We start from the raw sequence: 20432 nt of genomic DNA on the forward strand, positions 1-20432 counted from the left end.
CAAGGTGCCGTTTCATGCACGACATTAAATGGATTCGTGACAACCCCGAGGCCTTTGACGCGGCGATGACCGCGCGCAAGGTCGAAATGACCGCCCAGCGTCTGATCGATATCGATGCAGACCGTCGTCGTCTGATGACTGAACATCAGGAAATGCTGGCGCGCCGCAAATCCATTTCCGGTGAAATTGGCAAATTGCGCCAGAGTGGCGGCGATGCTGACGAACTGATGGCCGAGATGGGTAAGCTCAAAGATCGGATCAAGGATGCCGAAGACGGGCAGGCCGGTTTAAACGAGCAGCTTGATCTTTTGCTGTCGTCGCTTCCGAACGTTATCGATCAGGAAGTTCCGGCAGGCGAAAGCGAAGAAGACAATGTTGAAGTTCGCAAATGGGGAATTCCCGGCGAATTTGACTTCAAGCCGCTTGAACATTTCGAGATCGGCGACAAGCTTGGCATGATGGATTTCGAAACTGCGGCTAAACTTTCGGGTTCGCGTTTTGTTATTTTGCGTGGTGGCCTGGCAAAGCTTGAACGGGCATTGGGTCAGTTCATGCTGGACCTGCATGTAAACGAGCATGGTTATGAAGAAACCATCACGCCGATGCTGGTACGCGATGATGCGATGTTTGGCACCGGTCAGTTACCGAAGTTTGCCGAAGATTCGTTCAGAACCACCAATGACATGTGGCTGATCCCGACGTCGGAAGTGACGCTTACCAATCAGGTCGCGGGCGAGATTATCGACGAAGCCGCATTGCCGCTGCGCTATACCGCATTGACCCAGTGTTTCCGCTCGGAAGCCGGTTCGGCCGGGCGTGATACGCGCGGCATGATCCGCCAGCATCAGTTTTCAAAGGTTGAAATGGTGTCGGTTGTGGCCGCCGAAAAATCGAACGAGGAACTTGATCGAAAAACCCGCTGTGCGGAGACCGTTCTTGAACGTCTCGGTCTTCCCTACCGGACGGTGGTTCTGTGTTCAGGCGATATCGGTTTTGCCGCGCGCAAAACATTTGATATTGAAGTCTGGCTTCCTGGGCAGGGGAAATATCGTGAAATTTCATCCTGTTCTAACACCGGAGATTTCCAGGCACGGCGCATGAATGCGCGGTATCGTGCCGCTGGCGACAAGAAAACCAGTTTTGTTCATACCCTGAATGGGTCGGGGCTTGCTGTTGGACGTTGCCTGATTGCGGTGATGGAAAACTATCAGCAGGCAGATGGTTCAATTCGTGTACCGGATGAATTGAGGCCCTATATGGGCGGTGTCGAGGTGATTTCACCGCGCGGATAGGGGGGCGATATGGTCGATCTGAAAAATGCCCGCATCCTGATCAGCAACGATGACGGGATTGATGCGCCGGGGATTCGGCTTTTGGAAAAGCTTGCCTGTTCGCTTTCCGATGATGTCTGGGTTGTCGCACCGACGACCGAGCAAAGCGGGGCCGGGCATTCGCTTACCCTGCGCCATCCGTTGCGGATACGCAAACGTGACGAGCGACATTTTTCTGTCGACGGAACGCCAACCGATTGCGTTCTGCTGGCCCTTCAGCAAATCATGCGTGACAGTCCGCCCGATATTGTTCTTTCGGGGATCAACCGGGGTGGCAACCTTGGCGAGGATGTAACCTATTCCGGTACGGTTGCTGCCGCGATGGAAGCAACGTTGCTGAATGTGCCTGCAATTGCCTTTTCCCAGTTTTTTTCCGGCAATCTGATCGACTGGTCGGTTGCGGAAAAGCATCTTTTACCGGTTGCGGAAACCCTTATTCACACGACTTGGCCACGTGGCGTTCTGATTAACGTCAATTTTCCGGAAGCCGAACGTGACGGCGGAGCCCGTATCGAGGTTTCCAGACAGGGACAGCGCAAGATTGGCGATCATATTGCCGAACGCCTTGATCCGCGCGGAGAGCCTTATTATTGGATTGGTGCAATCAAGTCGGAATTGCCCAAAGATGAAAATGCGGACTTACGGGTCATTGAGAGGGGCGATATTTCGGTAACTCCGATCAGTCTCGATTTCACGCATTACGAGACGCACGCAAAACTGACGAAGGCATTTCCGTGAACGAGCCTGTCATTGCCCGAGAAGCTGAAATCGAACATCTGCTTGCGATCCTGCGCAATGACGGGATCCATGACGAGGACGTTTTACGTGCGCTGGCCAGCATCCCGCGCGAAATTTTCGTCGCCGACCCGTTTGTCAGCCGGGCATGGGAAAATGTCGCCCTTCCGATCAGCAAGGGCCAGACGATTTCACAGCCCTATATCGTCGCCCTGATGACACAGGCGCTTGAGCTGAATGACCGGATGAAGGTGCTTGAGGTCGGTACCGGATCGGGCTATCAGGCCGCCATCCTCGCCAAGCTGGCACGCCGGGTTTACACGCTTGAACGGCACAAGCCGCTTCTGCGTGAGGCGGAAGACAAATTCCGCGAATTGGGGTTGCATACGATTTCGACCCTGCATGGTGATGGCGGGCTTGGCTGGAAGGCGCAGGCACCGTTTGATCGTATTATCGTGACTGCGGCAGCACAAGATGTGCCGCCTGTGCTGGTCGATCAGTTGGCGATTGGCGGGATCATGGTCGTGCCGGTGGGCGAGGTATCCCACACGCAACTGCTTTTGCGGGTTTTGCGTACCCCCACCGGGATTGATGTAACAGAACTGATGCCGGTCCGTTTCGTTCCGATGTTGCCGGGCACCGAAGAATTCTGAGCCGATTGCTGCATCTGATTACGGATTGTTAACGGCTGATCGCAGACAATGTTTTCCATGATGGAAAATAGTGTCAAACAGGCAGTTCGAAGAATACGGACGCTGGCGCTTGTCTGTGGGGCAACCGCAGCGCTTGGCGGCTGTTTGCTTAATTCCGTCCCTGTGCCAGTAGTTTACGGCGAAGGTGCGACTTACAGCCCCTATAGCATGCCCAAGCTTAAAAATGGTGAGCGGGTTATTACGGTTGAACCGGGTGATACTGTTTCGGGGCTTGCCAACCGGTATCGCACCGATTTTGGCCGTTTTACCGAGCGAAACAAATTGGCGAAGCCTTATGTGATCTATCCGGGGCAGCGACTTGTGCTGCCGCCTTGGGATCCGTCTTATGACAGCAACAGCCAGCCTGCAGTTGCAAGCCGGTCGTCATCGACGACACCAAGTTCAACAAGCTCCGCGCCGCGTAAGACCGTCACCATCGGCGGCAAGCGGGAAGTTGTCAGTGTGCCGCTTGGTACATCTGAAACGGCGGCAGCACCCGAACGCTCGTCAACGGTTCAAACCGCGCGTATTAGTCCGAATAACGGCGGCAGCATCCCGACGCCTGGCCTGAAGCCACAGGATTTCGCTGCGCGCGCCGAACAGCGTTACGCATCTGCCAATAGCTGGAATAACGATACCCGCCAGATGCCCGAAGCAACACCGGTTGCGGGGCAAGGCAGTGCAGTTCGTAAGAATGTCGTTATTGCCGAACCCGACAATCGCAAGGGCTTTGTCTGGCCGGTTCGCGGTGACATTGTTCTTAAATACGGTGCCAGCACGGGTGGTCTTTACAATGACGGAATCAACATCAAGGCTGCGCGTGGTACGCCGATCCTTGCTGCGGATAATGGCGTTGTGACCTATGTCGGGAATGAGTTGCGCGGCTTTGGCAATCTGATCCTGATCAAGCATGCCGATGATTACGTGACAGCCTATGCCCATACGGAAAATCCGATGGTTGCACGCGGCGACGTTGTCGAGCGCGGTCAGAAGATTTCAAGTGTCGGCAGCACGGGTGCCGTTAACCAGCCGCAGCTTCATTTTGAAATCCGTCGTGGACGAAAATCCACCGACCCGATGAAATACCTGCCACAGATGATGGTATCGCGATAAACAAAACGCCCGGACCTTGAGGTTTCGGACGTTTTGTTTATACGCTGCTGTCTGGGCAGTCAGCCAAGCTTTTTTCCCATTTCGCCGGCTAATTCCTGAATGAATTGCCATGCAACGCGGCCTGAACGACTGCCACGTGTGACCGTCCATTCCTTGGCTCGGGCACGCAGGTCTTCAATCGGAACATCAAGCTCGAATTCCTTGGCGTACCCTTCGATGATTTCAAAATAGACATCCTGTGAAATGTTGTGGAAGCCAAGCCACAGGCCGAAGCGGTCGGATAGGGATACCTTTTCCTCGACTGCCTCGGACGGATTGATCGCGGTTGATCGTTCATTTTCGATCATATCGCGCGCCATCAAATGGCGACGGTTCGATGTCGCATAGAAAATCACATTGTTGGGGCGGCCTTCGATGCCGCCTTCAAGCACAGCCTTAAGCGACTTGTAGGATTCATCCTGCAAATCGAATGAGAGGTCATCACAGAACAGAACCGTCTTGCGACCGCTTTCTTCGAGAATATGCAGAAGATGGGGCAGGGTCGGGATGTCTTCGCGATGGATTTCGACCAATGCCAATGCGCCAGCCTTTTCCGTGTTGATTTTGGCGTGCATCGCCTTGACGATCGAACTTTTGCCGGTGCCACGTGCGCCCCAAAGCAACGCATTGTTGGCCGGAAGTCCATTGGCGAACCGTTTGGTATTGTTATAAAGAATCGTCTTTTGCTGTTCGATTCCCTGCAAAAGATCGATATCAATCCGGTTCACATTGCGCACCGGTTGCAGATAACCGCTTTCGGCCTGCCAGACAAAGGCATCAGCCGCGGCAAGGTCATTGGTTTTATGCGCAGGTGGGGCCATGCGTTCCAGCGCGTCGGCAATGCGCTCAAGGGTGGGCAGCAATTGATTGAAATCGTTGGTCATTAAAGCCTCTTGGATGTTTCTTTTTATCGTGGTGGCGACGAATATGCCCAAAACGCTATCACAAGGCGATCTGGCAATAACAGTGCCATATGATTTAGCGCGCTTTTGGTGACGTGAACAGAACCACAGAATACGGGATTTAACCGATAAAAATCCTGTTCTTCCTTGCGTTGACGGGACACACCGTTATATTCCGGCAGTTGATTTGTTTTGTTGTATGGGATTAGGAGTTCCTAATGTTGATTTCGCCGGCTTTCGCGCAGGGCGCAGGTGGCGCAGGTGGTGCAGATATGCTTACCAGCTTCCTGCCGCTGATCCTGATTTTTGTTGTTTTTTATTTCCTGCTTATCCGTCCGCAGCAGAAAAAACAGAAAGAGCATAAAGCGATGCTCGCTGCTGTTCGTCGCGGTGACAAAATCGTTACCGCCGGTGGTCTGATCGGTACCGTTGCCAAGGTTATTGGTGACGATGAACTTTCGGTCGAGATTGCTGAAGGGGTCAAAGTCAAGGTTGCACGCGGCATGGTTTCGACAGTTCTGTCGAAAACCGAGCCAGCCAAAGGCGACGACAAAGACGAAGACGAAAAAGAAGCTGAAGAGACCAAAAAAGACTGATCTCTTTGATGACTTGCAAGGCGGGGCAAAATGCTCCGCCTTCTTGTTTACAGCCGGTGGCCTGCGGGGTGTAACTCTCCCGATGTTCGATAGAACCAGACCAAGGTTTTCCAGACAAATCTGGTTAAAGGACACATGCTTTATTTTACGAAATGGAAAGCAGCACTGGTTCTGCTGGTGTGCGCTTTGGGCGTTATATACGCTGCACCGAATTTCCTGCCCAAGGGCACGTTGGCAACTGAAGCCAGCTATCTTCCGGGTAAACAGATCAGCCTTGGTCTTGATCTGCGCGGCGGATCGCACATGCTGCTTGAGGTGGACATTAACAGCGTGATCCGCGAGCGTTATGAAGCGCTTGGAGATACGATCCGTTCGACACTGCGCGAGGAACGCATTCGTTACCGTCCGCGCGATGCCGGATTGGACGGCGCGGAAGTCACCATCGTCAATGCCGACGAGGTCGAAAAAGCCCGCGATCTGATCCGTGATGTCGAACCTAATACCGTCATGAGTGGTGACGGCAACAACATTATCGTTTCCTACACCGAACAGGCCCGCAAAGAACTTGTTGATCGCGCGATCAGCCAGTCACTTGAAGTGGTGCGCCGTCGTGTTGACGAACTGGGAACGACCGAACCGTCGATCCAGCGCCAGGGTGAAGACCGTATTGTTGTTCAGGTACCTGGACTTGATGATCCGTCGCGTTTACGCGCGATTCTTGGCCGTACCGCGAAAATGAACTTCCACCTCGTGAACGAGGAAAAAACGGCTTCCCAAGCGCGTGCCACCGGCATGCCGCCGGGAACCATTATCCTGCCATCGGCTGATGCCGGTGACCGTGCGGCCGGTATCAACGAATATCTGATTGACCGTCGCGTGGTTGTTTCGGGTGATAACCTTATCGATTCACAACCCACCTTTAACGATGGTCGCCCCGTTGTTTCATTCCGCTTTGACGCGGCAGGTGGTGCGCGGTTTGGCGACATGACGTCGAAAAATGCCGGTCGTCGTCTGGCGATCGTTCTGGATGGCGAAGTGATTTCAGCCCCGCGGATCAATGAACCGATCCTTGGTGGTAACGGTATCATTACCGGCCAGTTCAGTGTTCAGGAGGCCAACGATCTTTCGTTGCTGTTGCGTGCCGGTGCATTGCCCGCACCGATGCAGATCCTTGAAGAACGTTCAGTCGGCCCGGGGCTAGGACAGGATTCTGTCGAGGCCGGTGAAATTGCAGCCGTCCTTGGTCTTGTCTTCGTTATTGCCTTTATGGTGATCAGCTACGGGCGGTTCGGGATTTATGCCGATATCGCACTTCTGATGAACCTTATCCTCGTGCTGGCAGTGATGTCGGTATTGCAGGCAACTCTGACACTGCCGGGTATCGCCGGTATCGTTTTGACGGTCGGTATGGCGGTTGACGCCAACGTACTGATTTTCGAACGTATCCGTGAAGAACGTAATAATGGCCGTACGATCATCAACGCAATTGATGCCGGTTATCGCAGTGCGATGTCGACCATCCTTGACGCCAACCTAACCACGCTGATTGCGGCTCTTGTGCTATTCAGCTTTGGTTCCGGGCCGATCAAGGGTTTTGCCGTCACGCTTGCCATCGGCATTATCACGTCGATGTTCTCGGCAATCTGGGTGACCCGACTGTTGATTTCGGTGTGGGTTAAACGCCGTCGTCCGACGGAACTGGTACTTTGAGGAAGGGAGCAGGAAAATTATGAAACCATTGCATCTTGTTCCGGATGACGTGAACGTCCCGTTCCTCAAATTCCGGAAAATCTTTTATATTGTCTCGCTGGTCATGGTGCTGGCATCTGTTGGCTTATTTGTAACCAAGGGGCTGAATTTCGGCATCGATTTCCGGGGCGGTATTCTCCTTGAAATCAAAACCGACGGTCCGGCCGATATTGGCGCGCTGCGTGATAATCTTGGTTCTCTTGGACTGGGGGATGTATCAATTCAGGAATTCGGCGAACCCGATGATGTCCTGATCCAGTTGCAGCGCCAGGACGGTGATGAAAAAGCCCAGATGGCAGCGCTTGCTACTGTGACCGAGGCACTTGGTGACAATGTTACCATTCGCCGTAGCGAACTGGTCGGCCCGAAGGTTGGTGACGAGCTGAAGGAAGCTGGAGTCTATTCGGTTGCCATCTCGCTTTTGCTGATCATGGTCTATATCTGGTTCCGGTTCGAATGGCAGTTTGCCGTGGCATCGGTTGTGGCACTTCTGCATGATGTTCTGATTACCATCGGTTTCTTTGTGATCACCGGTGTTCAGTTCGATCTGGCGACGCTTGCAGCGGTTCTGACCGTTGCCGGTTATTCGATCAACGATACGGTGGTTGTATTTGACCGTATTCGCGAATATCTGCGCAAATTCCGCAAGATGGAAATACCCGATCTTCTTGATCTGTCGATCAATTCGACCCTGTCACGTACGACCATGACATCATTTACCACCTTGCTGGCGCTGATTGCGTTGTTCGTATTTGGTGGTGAAGCGATCCGTGGTTTCACGATGGCGCTGATTTTCGGCATTGTCATAGGGACTTATTCGTCAATCTGTGTGGCGTCTCCGTTGCTGATGGTTCTGCGGCTTAACCGCAAGATTCCCGAAGGCGAAGAGACCCAGAAGGCCGGTGCCTGATTCCTCAGCCGCACGACATGGATTTACAGAAAGGCCGGGTTTGTGCGAAAACAACCCGGCCTTTTCCTTTAGTGCGCAGTGGCGTATGACCTTTGCGAGCTGATTTAAACCATTTTCAAAACTGGTTCTTGCCTGTGGCGCTTAATATGGACGCAAGAGATGGTCATCGGGCAAATTTGCTCGGTAGTCTGTGGATGATGGCGGCAATGGCAGCATTCGCCGTTGAAGACGCATTTGTGAAGGCCGTTTCGGCGACGCATCCAGTGGGACAGGTTTTGATCCTGTTTGGTGTCGGAGGGGCGGTTTTATTTGCCGCGATTGCCAAAGCCCAGAATAAACGACTGCTTGACCCGGCGGTTCTGTCGCGTCCTATGTGTGTAAGGATCGTGTTCGAGGTTATCGGGCGACTGTTTTATGTGCTTGCGCTTGCTTTAACACCTTTGTCTTCGACCACGGCCATTTTACAGGCAACGCCGCTTATTGTGGTTCTTGGCGCGGCGCTCATTTTTGGTGAAAAAGTGGGATGGCGCAGATGGTTGGCAATTTTTGTTGGTCTGATCGGTGTTCTGATCATTCTTCGTCCGAGCGCGGATGGCTTTTCAGTCCTGTCGTTGCTGGCGGTGATCGGAACAATCGGTTTTGCCGGTCGTGATCTAGCCAGCCGGGCAGCCCCGATATCGTTGGGGACGTCTATTCTGGGATTCTATGGTTTTATTGCCATTATTATTGCCGGTATCCTGTTTTCGGTTTGGGAAGGCAAAGCATTTACGCTACCCGACGGCCAAAGCCTTTTCTATTTTTCCGGTGCGGTCCTGATGGGGATTTCTGCTTATGCCGCCCTGATGAAAGCGATGCGCAGCGGTGATGTTTCGTCGGTTACACCGTTCAGGTATACTCGGTTGTTGTTCGGTATTGCCTTGGGCGTGTTCCTGTTTGGTGAGGAACTCGACATGCCCATGTTGATCGGGTGTAGTATCGTTGTTGTTTCCGGGTTGTTTATTTTGTGGCGCGGGAAAAAAGCAAAGGCACCTGCAGCTGCGCTTTGAGGCAGACAACGCCGGAAGAACTTTTCAAGGTTGCGTCAAGAGGGAATGATATGTCTTTGGAAGTAAGTCCGCTGATCGCAGAAGGCCGAAAGATCGTTACCAGCTATGGGGATGGCCTGTTTCGTTTTGGCGAAGAAGTTGTCACTGGTTCGGTTTTACTGTTTCCCAAGAATGTCTATTCCTGGCCGTATGAGAATATTGATCAGGTTGATGTCGATGCCTTTGGTCGGGTGATTGAAGCATCCGACGAGATTGATATCCTGCTGCTGGGAATGGGAAGTGGCATGAAACCATTGCCTGCTGAATGGCGCATTGCACTTCGCAAACATGGCATTGTCGTCGAGCCGATGGATACCGGTGCTGCGTGTCGCACCTATAATGTTCTGGTATCGGAAGCCCGTCGGGTTGCCGCAGCCCTGATTTCGGTTTGACCCGTGTTATAAGTCGCGCAGTTTCAGATATTCATGCAACTGCGCACGGACCTTCATCACACTTGCGATAACCGCTGCCGGTCCGGGCGGATAATCCGGCGGAAAGGCATCCCCGCATAAAAACAGGTTCCGCCAAGGTGGCGTAATCCGGTGGCGAAGTGCTGCAACCCCCGGACTGAGTTCCGGAAAAGGGGCTTCACAGTCAACATAACTGAAAGCCGGATGCTCATCGCCGGTTTCAATTTTTGTCCTTTCCGACAGATCAAGATTTAAATGCTGATCGCAAAGCTCTGTGACGCGCTGCCAGATCGTTGCGGCCAACTGAACTGCTGTGCCGTCGCTTGGCAGAATCAGACTGCTGTTCATGCTGACCTGTATGTGACGACGGTTGCAATAAATCGCACGTACCAGATCATCATCGGCCAGGACACAGCATGGTTCGGCAAAGTTTTTGCTGGCCTGAAACACAAAAGTTCGTCGATGCGCCGGGGCTGGCGGAATGCCGATATCAGGTACCGCATCGCAAAGTGGCCTTGGATGAAGTGCAAGCACCACGGCATCTTGCGGGCGCACCTCGATCTGATCATCGCCGAAAAACAGGTCGGTGGCGAAATCCGTCGTACTGTCGATATCACCAAGTTCCATACCGCTTATGATGTCGCCGCCAGCTGCGATAAAATGATCGCGCATAGTGGGCAGCGCGATATCGTTTAGGATGATTGGGTCAATCGCCGCGAAGGCGTGGCTTGCATTATGGCGGCGTATTTCACGCAATGTCGGCATTAAAACGCGCCCCAGCAAAGCGGCCGAGCAATTGTGGGCTGGCATTGAAAACAGTACCTCGGCCAGTGTCGCAAGTGCACCCTGATGATAGGTTGCTGTCGGTGTTTCCATATCTTCACCCAAATCAGCTGCGACCCGCATTCGTTGACTGACACGCCGGTCTTCACTGGCGTAACGGGAGAACCATAAATTCCATGCCGTAAACTGCCGTGCGAAAATCGTCGGGCGACGTGCAATCAAAGCCGCGGCAATACCGTGATCAAGATCAATGATGGCGGGGCTTCGTCCGGGGTGTTTAAGGCCGATAACCGCATGGGCCGGTCGGATCAGTTTTCGCGGAATTTCCGGCCATTGCGAGAAAAAATGCCGAACAAGATCCGCGGGATCATAGAAAATTTCGGGTTCGGCAACTTTGTGGTTTTTGGGGGAAGTTTTCATGCCGCGTGTCCAGCGGCTGGCGAAAGGTTCGCCGGAATCGTACAACGTTACGGATACACCATCCTGCGCCATTTGAGTTGCAAGTGCTGAGCCAGCAAGTCCGGCGCCAATGACATGAAGTCTTGGTGCAGCAAAGGATGCCATATGCCTGTCCTGTTTTAGTTGTTATACAGGGGCCGCAAGAAACAATCCGTAGCGGTAACCGTTAAGTCATTGTTTGATTTAAAACCTTAACAGCAGATTACATGTGAAGTCATGGACGAAATTACATCCGAAATTGATAGCCTGAATAGCGAAGTCATTGATCACATGACCAATTGGGTCGAGATGCTGGGCGGCGGAGAAATCGGCAAATATGTCGTCGCAGGGGCGGTGCTGCTGTTTGTGTTCGTCCTGAAACGTGTTCTGGCACTTGGTGTCATTGGTAGCCTGCGCAAGCTGGCGCATCAGCACAAACATAGTACAGCCGCCCATGTTCTGGACGCCTTCGAGGCACCGATTCAGCTTCTGGTGATTCTGGGGGGCGTGTATTTTGCGATCGAGATTCTTGATCTTCCGGAAAACTTTGACGCCGTTCTGTTTGAGCTGATCGGCATTTTTGCGACCTTCTCGGTCTTTTGGGCGCTATTCAGGTCGATTGAACCGCTGGCAATGTCATTTAACAATCTGGCATGGCGTTTTGGGGGCGGTCTTGGTGATGATTTGCGACAGTTCTTTATTCGGGCGGTCAAGACGCTGATTGTTGTGATCGGCGTTGTCGTTCTGTTGGAAAACTGGGGCCTTGATGTTTCTGCATTTCTGGGCGGTCTTGGTCTTGCCGGTATGGCCGTGGCATTGGCCGCAAAGGATTCAGTCGCCAATGTTTTCGGCGGCCTGACCATTCTGGCAGATAACCTTTACAAGCGGGGCGACTGGATCGAAACACCGCAGTTTGAAGGAACGGTCGAGGTCGTCGGCCTTCGCGCGACCAAGGTGCGCACGTTTGCCAAGGCCTTGGTGACGATGCCCAATGCGCAAATCGTCGATTCCCCGGTAATCAACTGGTCCCGCATGACCCATCGCCGCATCAAGATGGTGATTGGGGTCGAATATCGCACCACAGCCGATCAGATTGAAAAGATCGTCAATGATATCCGATCCTTCCTGAAAAACGATGATGATGTCGCGCAAACCGATGTGGCGCAGATGGTGCATTTGTCTGATTTCGGGGCAAGTTCGATCAACATCGATCTGTATTACTTTACGACCACTACCGATTGGGTGGCATGGCGCGATATCCGCAACCGGCATATCATTGCATTCAAACGTATTGTCGAGGATAACGATGCGGCGTTTGCCTTCCCGTCGCAGTCGCTTTATGTCGAAACCCTGCCGGAAAAAATGACTGATAACACCAATGATGATCGCGCTGAAACATCGCGCAAGATCGGATAACGTGCGATGACTGACACGCCAAAACTTTCCTATTGTGCCGATTACGTGCGTCGAAATGACAAGGACCGGTTTTTATGTTCGCTTTTCGCAAGTCCGGACAAACGTGAAAGCCTTTTCACGCTTTATGCCTTTAATCAGGAAGTATCGAAAACGCGCGAAATGGTTAGCGACACCATGCTGGGCCATATCCGGTTGCAATGGTGGCGTGACACCCTTGCCGAGATTGAGCAGGGTAAAATCCGCAAGCATGAAGTTGTTGAACCTCTCTCGGTCGTGATCCAGTCCGGGCGGCTTGATGCGCGTGATCTGGAAACCCTGATAGCTGCGCGTGAATTTGACCTTGCCGATAAGGCGCCGGCAAATCAGGCTGAACTCGATCACTATATCGATCAGACGTCCGGGCATCTGGCGGTGATGGCGACCGAACTGCTTGGTGTGGATGATGCTGATGCCAGACACGCTGCCCGACTGGCCGGGAATGCTTATGGTTTGGTGGGAATTCTGCGCGCGATGGTTTTCCATGGCCGGGCAAAACGGCTTTACCTGCCTCATGATCGGATGGAACATTATGGGGTCGGGCAGGGCGACATTTTTGAATTCCGCAAAACAGACACAGTCAAAGCACTGACGCGCGAGATCGCCGAACTGGCGCAAAACCGGATCAGGGAAGCCAGAAAGTATCGTAAATATCTGCCGTCAAATGCATTGGCCGCGGCATTGCCTGTGGTTCTGGCTGATGGATATTTACGCAAGCTTGAAAAGGCCGGTTTTGATCCATTCAGTGCCGAGTTTGGTCTTGCCCGCCCGGCCAGTTTCCGGCTGACGGTAAAGGCATTTTTAAATCGATATTGAGCACCAAGCTAGATATTGGCGAAATCTCATCTAAATAGATGTAATGGATACAATATTTTCGTAAAGTCTTGTGGTAGCGTTATTTGACGCTGGGGGCCTGATGGCAAACGAAATGAACATAACGAGGTCCAACATGATGAATTTGCATGCGCCGATCAAAGCTATGGGGCTGTTTGGCATGCTTTTGATCATGTGGCTTGTTGTGCCAGCGCCTTGTCATGCGGGAAATATCGGCCCGTTTGTTGGCGAGTATCACGGGACATCGATCTATAACGCCGAGGAAGAACTTAAAGCGCGCGATCTTGACGTGAAGATCACGGAAACCGGTCGTGGCTTTAACATTGATTGGTCAACGGTAATTCACAAGGCTGATGGTCGCGAAAAAAACGTATCGCTGAGTATCGAGTTCTATACCACGGATCGGCCCGACATTTATGGAAGTGCGATGCGCACAGGCCTGTTTGGCAAACGTGTTCCCAATGACCCGTTGCAGGGTGAACCTTTTGTCTGGGCGCGTATCGTCGGAAAAACCCTGACCGTTCATGCGCTTTACATCACGGATGACGGTGGTTACGAAATGCAGGTCTATGAACGCAGCCTGGATGCAGATGGCAATATGGATCTCGTGTTCAAACGGTTCCGAAATGGCGAACCTATCCGCGATGTCACCGGAAAGCTCAAACGCCAGAGCAAATATTGAAATTTAAAAGGCCACATCGGATGATGCGGCCTTTGTTTCATGCAGCGTTGATGTCTGAAAGCCATCCGTCAAACAAGGGAATAGCGCGGTCGCTATAAAGCTTCTTGCGGTCGCGGCCTTTTACCCGTTTGGTCAGTTCAAGTTCCGGGAAAAGCCCGAAATTGACATTCATCGGCTGGAAGGTGCTTTCGTCAGCACCGCCAGTGATGTGGTTTAAAAGGGCTCCCATGGCAGTTGCAAGCGGCGGTGTCGGGATTGTTTTGCCTTGCTTTTCAGCCGCAGCAAAACGCCCAACCATCAGGCCTACAGCGGCACTTTCCACATATCCCTCACAGCCGGTGATCTGCCCGGCAAATCGGATATCGGTCCGGGCTTTCAGACGAAGCGTGGCATCCAGAAGACGTGGGGAATTCAGGAAGGTGTTGCGATGAATACCGCCTAGACGGGCGAATTCGGCATTTTCAAGCCCCGGGATCATGCGGAAGACGTCAGCCTGCGCACCGTATTTCAGTTTCGTCTGGAAACCGACCATGTTGTATAGCGTGCCCAAAGCATTATCCTGGCGCAGTTGCACGATGGCGCGTGGCTTACGGGTCGGATCATGCGGATTGGTCAGACCAACCGGCTTCATCGGGCCGTGACGAAGGGTTTCGCGGCCACGTTCAGCCATGACTTCAATCGGCAGGCAACCATCGAAATAGGGAGTATCTTTTTCCCATTCCTTGAATTCGGTTTTATCACCTTCGATCAGGGCGTCGATGAAGGCGTTGTATTGCTCTTCATTCATCGGGCAATTGATATAGTCCTTACCATCGCCCTTGTCGTAACGCGACTGGAACCATGCCTTGTCAAAGTCGATGCTTTCCTTATAGACGATCGGGGCAATCGCATCGAAGAAGGCAAGGCTTTCCTCGCCGGTGGCCTTGCGAATGTCTTCGGCCAGTGCGCTTGAGGTCAGCGGGCCGGTTGCGATGATTGTGCTTTCCCATTCGACCGGTGGCAGGCCATCAATTTCGCCACGCTCCATGGTGACCAGAGGATGGTTCATCAGCGCATCGGTTACCGCCTGCGAGAAACCTTCGCGATCAACCGCAAGAGCGGCACCGGCAGGAACCTTGTGCGCGTCCGCACAGCGAATGATCAGCGACCCGGCACGGCGCATTTCATCATGGATCAGGCCAACCGCGTTATATTCCTTGTCGTCAGACCGAAACGAGTTGGAACAGACCAGTTCGGCACATTTGTCCGTGTGATGTGCGTCGGTCGGTCGGGTAGGGCGCATTTCGTGCAGGATAACCGGAATGTCGGCCTCTGCCAGTTGCCATGCGGCTTCGCTACCGGCAAGACCGGCGCCGATAATATGAACAGGTTTGACCGTGCTCACGGTTGCGAACTCCTCAGCAAAAACAGAATTAAACTTTCTGGCACACACATAGCGGTGCAGGAGGCCTGATTTCAAGTGAATTGCGCCATTTCGCTGCTGCATATCACTTATGTGACCATAAATTATTCACAAACCACCTGTTGCTGCGTCGCTGATACCAGACACATCCATCACAAGGACGGCATCATGAGCTATCCGCATCGACCCTATGGTTACGATCCGGCCCATTGCCCTGTGATGGGGCTTGTTCCAATCCGGCGATCCAGACAGAGCACGACGATTGATTGTTTGCCTGATGGAAATGGCGGTGATGGTGCGACAGACGGAGATGATAATACATCAGCGCGCAAAAATGCCGCCTCTACCATCGGACGGATTGCCTTTCCATTTGGTGATATCGGCGCCAACAAGTTTGGCAGCAGTGATGTTGAAAACATGATTGATTATGTTGTCGCCACCCGTCAGGGATGGCGCGCATCGCTTGTCATGCGGTCGTTTTTGCGCTGGTGGCGCAAGGATGAAGGGCTCGATGCCGATGCCCAAATGCGCAAAACGTCAGATGCAATCGTCATGTTGCTGGCGCTCAATCAAGGGCGGGACGGATTTGTGCATGGTTATCTATCTGATCTGGCGGGCGGACGCGATCAGCTTGATAACACACAGCGGGCTTTTTTCCGTTCGCTTCGGGTGGCAGCAATTGCGCTGGCGCTTTCGCCGATATTGCTGGTCGTGTCGGTGATGCTGTTTTTACACGTAGACCAGATCGTCAGCGCCGGGCACGGCAAACTGTTCGGCTTCAGTTATGATTTGTTGTTCTTTGTCGGCAGTTTCGGTGCGATCGGGGCACTGGTAAGCATGATGATGCGGTTGGGTAAGGATGTCGACTGGGCGGAAATGGAACCGGCGTCGGTTTTTTTTAATTTTCTGTTTCGACCCTGCCTTGGTTTTTGCTTCGCCCTGATAGTATTACTGGCACTGCGCGCCGGTATTTTGCCGATCCCGCTGGATCAGTTACACAATATTTCCGACATGGATCAGATCGGAACGATTTCTGGTGCCGGGCAACAGATTTCCATCGTGCTGGTGCTGGCATTCCTGTCAGGCTTTAGCGAGCGGCTAAGTTCTGCTCTTGTCAAACGGGTCGAAGATCGGGTCGAAGCGGGCTAGGTGCCCGCTTCGCTTTAAGACATTACTTCAGGCCGAGATGGCGTTTAAGGTATTTACCGGTATAGCTTTCCTCGTTGGCCATGATGGCCTCTGGTGTGCCGCAACCAACCAGCTTGCCGCCGCCATCACCACCCTCGGGACCGATATCAATGATCCAGTCGGCAGTTTTTATGACATCAAGGTTATGTTCGATCACAACCACCGTGTTGCCCTGATCGACAATGGTGTGCAACACTTCTAGGAGCTTGCGGATATCATGGAAATGAAGCCCGGTGGTTGGTTCATCAAGGATGTATAGCGTGCGGCCAGTGGCCCGCTTTGACAGTTCCTTGGCAAGCTTCACGCGCTGCGCTTCACCACCCGAAAGGGTCGTTGCCTGCTGACCGAGATGGATGTAGCTCAACCCGACCTGTTTTAAGGTTTCCATCTTGTCGCGAATGGACGGAACGGCCTTGAAGAAATCGGCCCCTTCTTCGACTGTCATATCAAGAATGTCAGATATCGATTTGCCTTTAAATGATATTTCCAGCGTTTCGCGGTTGTATCGCTTCCCCTTACATTGATCACAGGTAACGTAAACATCAGGCAGGAAATGCATTTCGATCTTGATCACGCCATCGCCCTGACAAGCTTCACAACGGCCACCCTTGACGTTGAACGAGAAACGGCCGGGCTTGTAACCGCGTGTTTTGGCTTCGGGCAATTGCGCGAACCAGTCACGGATCGGGGTGAAGGCCCCGGTATAGGTGACCGGGTTGGAACGTGGGGTGCGGCCAATCGGGCTTTGGTCGATATCGATGATTTTGTCGATATGTTCGATGCCGGTGATGGTGTCATGGGCACCGGGATGATTGCGCGCATTATGCATCCGCTTGGCAAGCGCCTTATACAGCGTTTCAATGACAAGGCTGGATTTTCCGCCCCCTGAAACACCGGTAACGCAGATGAATTTGCCAAGCGGGAATTTGGCATCGACATTTTGCAGGTTGTTGGCGCGGGCACCCTTGATCGCAATCGATTTGCCATTACCCTTGCGGCGTTCCTTGGGAACGGCGATCTGTTCAACCCCGACAAGATACTTTCCGGTCAGGCTGTTCGGGTTCTGCTGGATCTGTTCGGGTGTGCCTTCGGCAACAATACGACCGCCATGGATACCGGCACCAGGGCCCATATCAACGACGTAATCGGCGGCACGAATGGCGTCTTCGTCATGTTCAACAACAAGCACGGTGTTGCCCAGATCGCGAAGACGTTTCAGGGTCTCAAGCAAGCGGTCATTGTCACGCTGATGCAGGCCAATGGAAGGTTCATCCAGAACATACAAGACCCCGGTCAGGCCGGATCCGATTTGCGACGCCAGCCGGATACGCTGGCTTTCGCCACCTGAAAGTGTGCCAGATGTACGCGACATCGACAGATAATCCAGTCCGACATCCCGCAGGAAACGCAGGCGATCATTGATTTCGCGCAGGATGCGTCGCGCGATTTCGGTTTCTTTTTCGTTCAGTTTGCCTTCAAGCGCCTGGAACCAATCGGCGGCTTTGCCAATCGAAAGATCGGTGATCTCTGAAATCGTGGATTTGTCGATCTTCACGGCCAGTGCTTCGGGTTTCAGGCGATGGCCTTCGCAGGTCGGGCAGCTTGAAACCGTCTGGTATTTCGAAAGTTCATCGCGTGCCCACTGGCTGTCGGTTTCGCGCCAGCGGCGCGACATGTTGGGAATGACGCCTTCGAACGGTCGGGCAACCTTGTAGCTGCGCGAACCGTCATCGTAGGTCACCGTGACGTCTTCATCACCTGAACCATACAGAATGATGTCCTGTGCTGTTTTCGGAAGCTTTTCCCATGCGACATTGGTCTTGAAGCCGAAATGCTTGGCGACCGCACGTAGGGTTTGAAGATAATATTTCGATGTGGTGCTGGCCCACGGCGCAACAGCGCCGTCGTCAAGGCTTTTGCTTTCATCCGGGACGACCAGTTCCGGGTCGAATTCCATCTGGGTGCCAAGACCATCGCAAGCCGGGCAGGCGCCAAACGGGTTGTTGAACGAAAACAGGCGTGGCTCGATTTCTTCTATCGTAAAGCCGGAAACCGGGCAGGCGAACTTTGCCGAGAACACGGTTGTTTCGCCGGTTTTGGCATCTTCGGTCAGGACGATACCGTCTGTCAGTTCAAGGGCGGTTTCAAAACTGTCGGCAAGGCGGGTTGCAATCCCTTCCTTGACGATCAGACGGTCAACCACGACCGAGATATCGTGCTTGAGTTTTTTGTTCAGTTCAGGTGCTTCGTCGATGTCATACATTTCGCCATCAATCTTGACGCGCTGGAACCCGCGTGTGCGAAGGTCACGCAGTTCCTTTTTGTATTCACCCTTACGCCCCCGAACGAACGGTGCCAGCAGATAAAGCCGCGTGCCTTCGGGCATTTCCATAACGCGGTCAACCATCTGCGATACGGTCTGGCTGACAATCGGAAGGCCGGTTGCCGGGGAATACGGGATGCCAACGCGCGCCCAGAGAAGACGCATATAGTCATAAATTTCGGTAACCGTTCCCACAGTCGAGCGCGGGTTGCGCGATGTTGTTTTCTGTTCGATGGAAATGGCAGGAGACAGGCCATCGATATATTCCACATCGGGTTTTTGCATCAATTCAAGGAATTGACGTGCATACGCTGACAGGCTTTCGACATAACGACGCTGTCCTTCGGCATAAATCGTATCGAACGCCAACGAACTTTTGCCCGACCCTGACAGACCAGTGATGACCACCAGAGCATCGCGGGGCAGTTCAACATCGATATTTTGCAGATTATGTTCTTTCGCACCGCGAACCGAAATTTTCGTCAGCATGTCGGGCCTTTTGTTCCTGTAATGTTCGGGAAAGGTATAGAGGAGCCAATTATGATACGCAAGCGCGCCCCTGACAGTTCCTGTCAGTATCTGTCAGGAGTAGTTTATTTTTGCAGTCGCGCAAGATTGCCCACGAAAAAACCCGCCGGAAAAACCGGCGGGTTGATCTGTTTTTTTTAGATACTGACAGGATCAGCCTTTGGTAACCGACCGGCCGGTTGCGCCAAGATCCTTGAAAGCTTCTTCGAGGCGGGCCGCCATCGAAAGTTCGGCTTCGCGGACCCATACGCGCGGGTCGTACTGTTTTTTGTAGGGCTGGTCCGTATCCGGGTCCACTTGATATTTGAAAGCACGTGCATTGGCTTCGACATATTCGCCAACCGGGCGCGAATAGGCGAACTGGGTATCGGTGTCTATATTCATCTTGAAGACGCCGTAACTGACGGCTTCTTCGATTTTTTCTTTTTCCGAACCCGAACCGCCATGGAACACGAAGTCTAGCGGACGGTCGCCAAGGTTATGCTTTTCCGAAACATATTTCTGGGATTCCAGAAGGATTTCCGGACGAAGCTTGACGTTACCCGGTTTATAAACGCCATGAACGTTGCCGAATGCCGCCGCGACCGAGAAATGGCCCAGCGGAGCAAGACGGCGATAGGCTTCTTCTACTTCTTCGGGACGGGTATAAAGACGTGGATCAATTTCCTCGACACTAGTATCAAGGTCATGGCCGATACCGTCTTCTTCGCCGCCGGTCACGCCCAGTTCGATTTCCAGGCTCATTTCGATTTTTGACATGCGTTTGAGGAACTCTTCGCAGGTCGACAGGTTGTCTTCGAGCGGTTCCTCGGACAGGTCCAGCATGTGGGAGCTATAAAGCGCCTTGCCGGTCTCGGCATGGGCCTTTTCGCTCCATTTCAGCATTTCATCGACCCACGGAACGAATTTCCGGTTTGCGTGGTCGGTATGCATGACGACAGCAACACCATAATACTCAGCCATCAGCTGGGCATGGCGTGCAGCCGAAACAGCGCCTACAACACGGGCCGCTGCTGCGTCCTTGATGCCCTTGCCGGCAAAGAACTGTGCACCGCCATTCGAAAGCTGAATGATGATGTCAGAACCGGCATTTGCAGCGGCTTCAAGGGCGGCATTCATCGTGCTGGACGATGTGATATTGACGGCGGGAAGGGCGTAACCGTCCTGCTTGCAGGCAGCGACAAGGTCACGATAGGCAGAACCGGTAACAACACCGGGTTTAACGGAAGGCATGTGGGTA

18 protein-coding genes are annotated in these 20432 nt (G+C 53.0%); 13 read left to right on the forward strand and 5 right to left on the reverse strand.

Annotated features, from left to right (window positions below; all coding sequences use genetic code 11):
• The first annotated feature begins 14 nt into the window (after positions 1-14).
• The 4 genes from serS to TH3_RS09620 are packed head-to-tail and all read left to right on the forward strand — an operon-like array spanning position 15 to position 3871.
• Positions 15-1292 (forward strand): serine--tRNA ligase, encoded by a 1278-nt coding sequence (gene serS / locus TH3_RS09605; RefSeq protein ID WP_007089630.1) that lies wholly within the window; start codon positions 15-17, stop codon positions 1290-1292.
• 9 nt (positions 1293-1301) lie between these two features.
• Positions 1302-2069, forward strand: a complete 768-nt coding sequence (gene surE / locus TH3_RS09610) for a 5'/3'-nucleotidase SurE (RefSeq protein ID WP_007089629.1) — start codon at positions 1302-1304, stop codon at positions 2067-2069.
• The gene (locus tag TH3_RS09615; RefSeq protein WP_007089628.1) at positions 2066-2719 is read left to right on the forward strand and encodes a protein-L-isoaspartate(D-aspartate) O-methyltransferase; all 654 of its coding nucleotides are present in this window, start codon (positions 2066-2068) and stop codon (positions 2717-2719) included. Before surE ends, TH3_RS09615 begins: the two co-directional genes overlap by 4 nt.
• A gap of 57 nt (positions 2720-2776) precedes the next feature.
• Positions 2777-3871, forward strand: coding sequence for a peptidoglycan DD-metalloendopeptidase family protein (locus TH3_RS09620; RefSeq protein ID WP_233421865.1), 1095 nt, complete (start codon positions 2777-2779; stop codon positions 3869-3871).
• Between the two features lie 59 nt (positions 3872-3930).
• Here TH3_RS09620 and TH3_RS09625 read toward each other — a convergent pair whose 3' ends face one another.
• Positions 3931-4794: an ATP-binding protein gene (locus TH3_RS09625; RefSeq protein WP_007089626.1), complete on the reverse strand. Its 864-nt coding sequence runs from the start codon at positions 4792-4794 to the stop codon at positions 3931-3933.
• A 236-nt stretch (positions 4795-5030) separates the two neighbouring features.
• On the opposite strand from TH3_RS09625, the gene yajC reads away from it, so the two are divergent.
• The 5 genes from yajC (at position 5031) to TH3_RS09650 (ending at position 9544) form a co-directional block, all read left to right on the forward strand.
• Positions 5031-5408, forward strand: coding sequence for a preprotein translocase subunit YajC (gene yajC, locus TH3_RS09630; RefSeq protein ID WP_007089625.1), 378 nt, complete (start codon positions 5031-5033; stop codon positions 5406-5408).
• A 135-nt stretch (positions 5409-5543) separates the two neighbouring features.
• A complete protein-coding gene (secD, locus tag TH3_RS09635; RefSeq protein WP_007089624.1) occupies positions 5544-7118 on the forward strand; it encodes a protein translocase subunit SecD in 1575 nt (524 codons plus the stop codon).
• Between the two features lie 19 nt (positions 7119-7137).
• A complete protein-coding gene (secF, locus tag TH3_RS09640; RefSeq protein WP_007089623.1) occupies positions 7138-8067 on the forward strand; it encodes a protein translocase subunit SecF in 930 nt (309 codons plus the stop codon).
• 146 nt (positions 8068-8213) lie between these two features.
• Positions 8214-9113 carry a DMT family transporter gene (locus TH3_RS09645; protein ID WP_037992529.1) on the forward strand — a complete coding sequence of 300 codons (900 nt, stop codon included), beginning with the start codon at positions 8214-8216 and terminating at the stop codon, positions 9111-9113.
• 50 nt (positions 9114-9163) lie between these two features.
• A complete protein-coding gene (locus tag TH3_RS09650; RefSeq protein ID WP_007089621.1) occupies positions 9164-9544 on the forward strand; it encodes an Mth938-like domain-containing protein in 381 nt (126 codons plus the stop codon).
• Between the two features lie 6 nt (positions 9545-9550).
• On the opposite strand, the gene TH3_RS09655 is transcribed toward TH3_RS09650, so the two are convergent.
• Complete coding sequence (locus tag TH3_RS09655) at positions 9551-10909, reverse strand: NAD(P)-binding protein (RefSeq protein ID WP_007089620.1); 1359 nt, start codon at positions 10907-10909, stop codon at positions 9551-9553.
• A 111-nt stretch (positions 10910-11020) separates the two neighbouring features.
• On the opposite strand from TH3_RS09655, the gene TH3_RS09660 reads away from it, so the two are divergent.
• The 3 genes from TH3_RS09660 to TH3_RS09670 all read left to right on the forward strand — a co-directional run bounded on the left by TH3_RS09660 (position 11021) and on the right by TH3_RS09670 (position 13751).
• Positions 11021-12199 (forward strand): mechanosensitive ion channel family protein, encoded by a 1179-nt coding sequence (locus TH3_RS09660; protein WP_007089619.1) that lies wholly within the window; start codon positions 11021-11023, stop codon positions 12197-12199.
• Positions 12200-12205: 6 nt separating this feature from the next.
• A complete protein-coding gene (locus TH3_RS09665; RefSeq protein ID WP_007089618.1) occupies positions 12206-13051 on the forward strand; it encodes a phytoene/squalene synthase family protein in 846 nt (281 codons plus the stop codon).
• A gap of 133 nt (positions 13052-13184) precedes the next feature.
• Complete coding sequence (locus TH3_RS09670) at positions 13185-13751, forward strand: hypothetical protein (RefSeq protein WP_007089617.1); 567 nt, start codon at positions 13185-13187, stop codon at positions 13749-13751.
• Positions 13752-13788: 37 nt separating this feature from the next.
• On the opposite strand, the gene trmFO is transcribed toward TH3_RS09670, so the two are convergent.
• A complete protein-coding gene (gene trmFO / locus TH3_RS09675) occupies positions 13789-15135 on the reverse strand; it encodes a methylenetetrahydrofolate--tRNA-(uracil(54)-C(5))-methyltransferase (FADH(2)-oxidizing) TrmFO (RefSeq protein WP_007089616.1) in 1347 nt (448 codons plus the stop codon).
• Between the two features lie 186 nt (positions 15136-15321).
• On the opposite strand from trmFO, the gene TH3_RS09680 reads away from it, so the two are divergent.
• Entirely contained in the window at positions 15322-16302 is a 981-nt protein-coding gene (locus TH3_RS09680) for a hypothetical protein (RefSeq protein WP_139328148.1), read from the forward strand.
• Between the two features lie 22 nt (positions 16303-16324).
• On the opposite strand, the gene uvrA is transcribed toward TH3_RS09680, so the two are convergent.
• Both uvrA and fbaA read right to left on the reverse strand, forming a co-directional pair.
• A complete protein-coding gene (uvrA, locus tag TH3_RS09685) occupies positions 16325-19153 on the reverse strand; it encodes an excinuclease ABC subunit UvrA (RefSeq protein ID WP_007089614.1) in 2829 nt (942 codons plus the stop codon).
• A gap of 192 nt (positions 19154-19345) precedes the next feature.
• The gene (gene fbaA, locus TH3_RS09690) at positions 19346-20425 is read right to left on the reverse strand and encodes a class II fructose-bisphosphate aldolase (RefSeq protein WP_007089613.1); all 1080 of its coding nucleotides are present in this window, start codon (positions 20423-20425) and stop codon (positions 19346-19348) included.
• Positions 20426-20432 lie beyond the last annotated feature (7 nt).

Source organism: Thalassospira xiamenensis M-5 = DSM 17429 (assembly GCF_000300235.2).
GTDB classification, from domain to species: domain Bacteria; phylum Pseudomonadota; class Alphaproteobacteria; order Rhodospirillales; family Thalassospiraceae; genus Thalassospira; species Thalassospira xiamenensis.

Excerpts from the sequence above, each read along its gene's own strand:
- secD (WP_007089624.1), top strand. The coding sequence starts at position 5,544 with ATGCTTTATTTTACGAAATGGAAAGCAGCACTGGTTCTGCTGGTGTGC.
- secF (WP_007089623.1), top strand. The coding sequence starts at position 7,138 with ATGAAACCATTGCATCTTGTTCCGGATGACGTGAACGTCCCGTTCCTC.
- TH3_RS09625 (WP_007089626.1), bottom strand. The coding sequence starts at position 4,794 with ATGACCAACGATTTCAATCAATTGCTGCCCACCCTTGAGCGCATTGCC.
- TH3_RS09660 (WP_007089619.1), top strand. The coding sequence starts at position 11,021 with ATGGACGAAATTACATCCGAAATTGATAGCCTGAATAGCGAAGTCATT.
- uvrA (WP_007089614.1), bottom strand. The coding sequence starts at position 19,153 with ATGCTGACGAAAATTTCGGTTCGCGGTGCGAAAGAACATAATCTGCAA.
- serS (WP_007089630.1), top strand. The coding sequence starts at position 15 with ATGCACGACATTAAATGGATTCGTGACAACCCCGAGGCCTTTGACGCG.
- surE (WP_007089629.1), top strand. The coding sequence starts at position 1,302 with ATGGTCGATCTGAAAAATGCCCGCATCCTGATCAGCAACGATGACGGG.
- TH3_RS09670 (WP_007089617.1), top strand. The coding sequence starts at position 13,185 with ATGATGAATTTGCATGCGCCGATCAAAGCTATGGGGCTGTTTGGCATG.
- TH3_RS09665 (WP_007089618.1), top strand. The coding sequence starts at position 12,206 with ATGACTGACACGCCAAAACTTTCCTATTGTGCCGATTACGTGCGTCGA.
- yajC (WP_007089625.1), top strand. The coding sequence starts at position 5,031 with ATGTTGATTTCGCCGGCTTTCGCGCAGGGCGCAGGTGGCGCAGGTGGT.
- TH3_RS09680 (WP_139328148.1), top strand. The coding sequence starts at position 15,322 with ATGAGCTATCCGCATCGACCCTATGGTTACGATCCGGCCCATTGCCCT.
- TH3_RS09655 (WP_007089620.1), bottom strand. The coding sequence starts at position 10,909 with ATGGCATCCTTTGCTGCACCAAGACTTCATGTCATTGGCGCCGGACTT.
- TH3_RS09645 (WP_037992529.1), top strand. The coding sequence starts at position 8,214 with ATGGACGCAAGAGATGGTCATCGGGCAAATTTGCTCGGTAGTCTGTGG.
- TH3_RS09620 (WP_233421865.1), top strand. The coding sequence starts at position 2,777 with ATGATGGAAAATAGTGTCAAACAGGCAGTTCGAAGAATACGGACGCTG.
- fbaA (WP_007089613.1), bottom strand. The coding sequence starts at position 20,425 with ATGCCTTCCGTTAAACCCGGTGTTGTTACCGGTTCTGCCTATCGTGAC.
- TH3_RS09650 (WP_007089621.1), top strand. The coding sequence starts at position 9,164 with ATGTCTTTGGAAGTAAGTCCGCTGATCGCAGAAGGCCGAAAGATCGTT.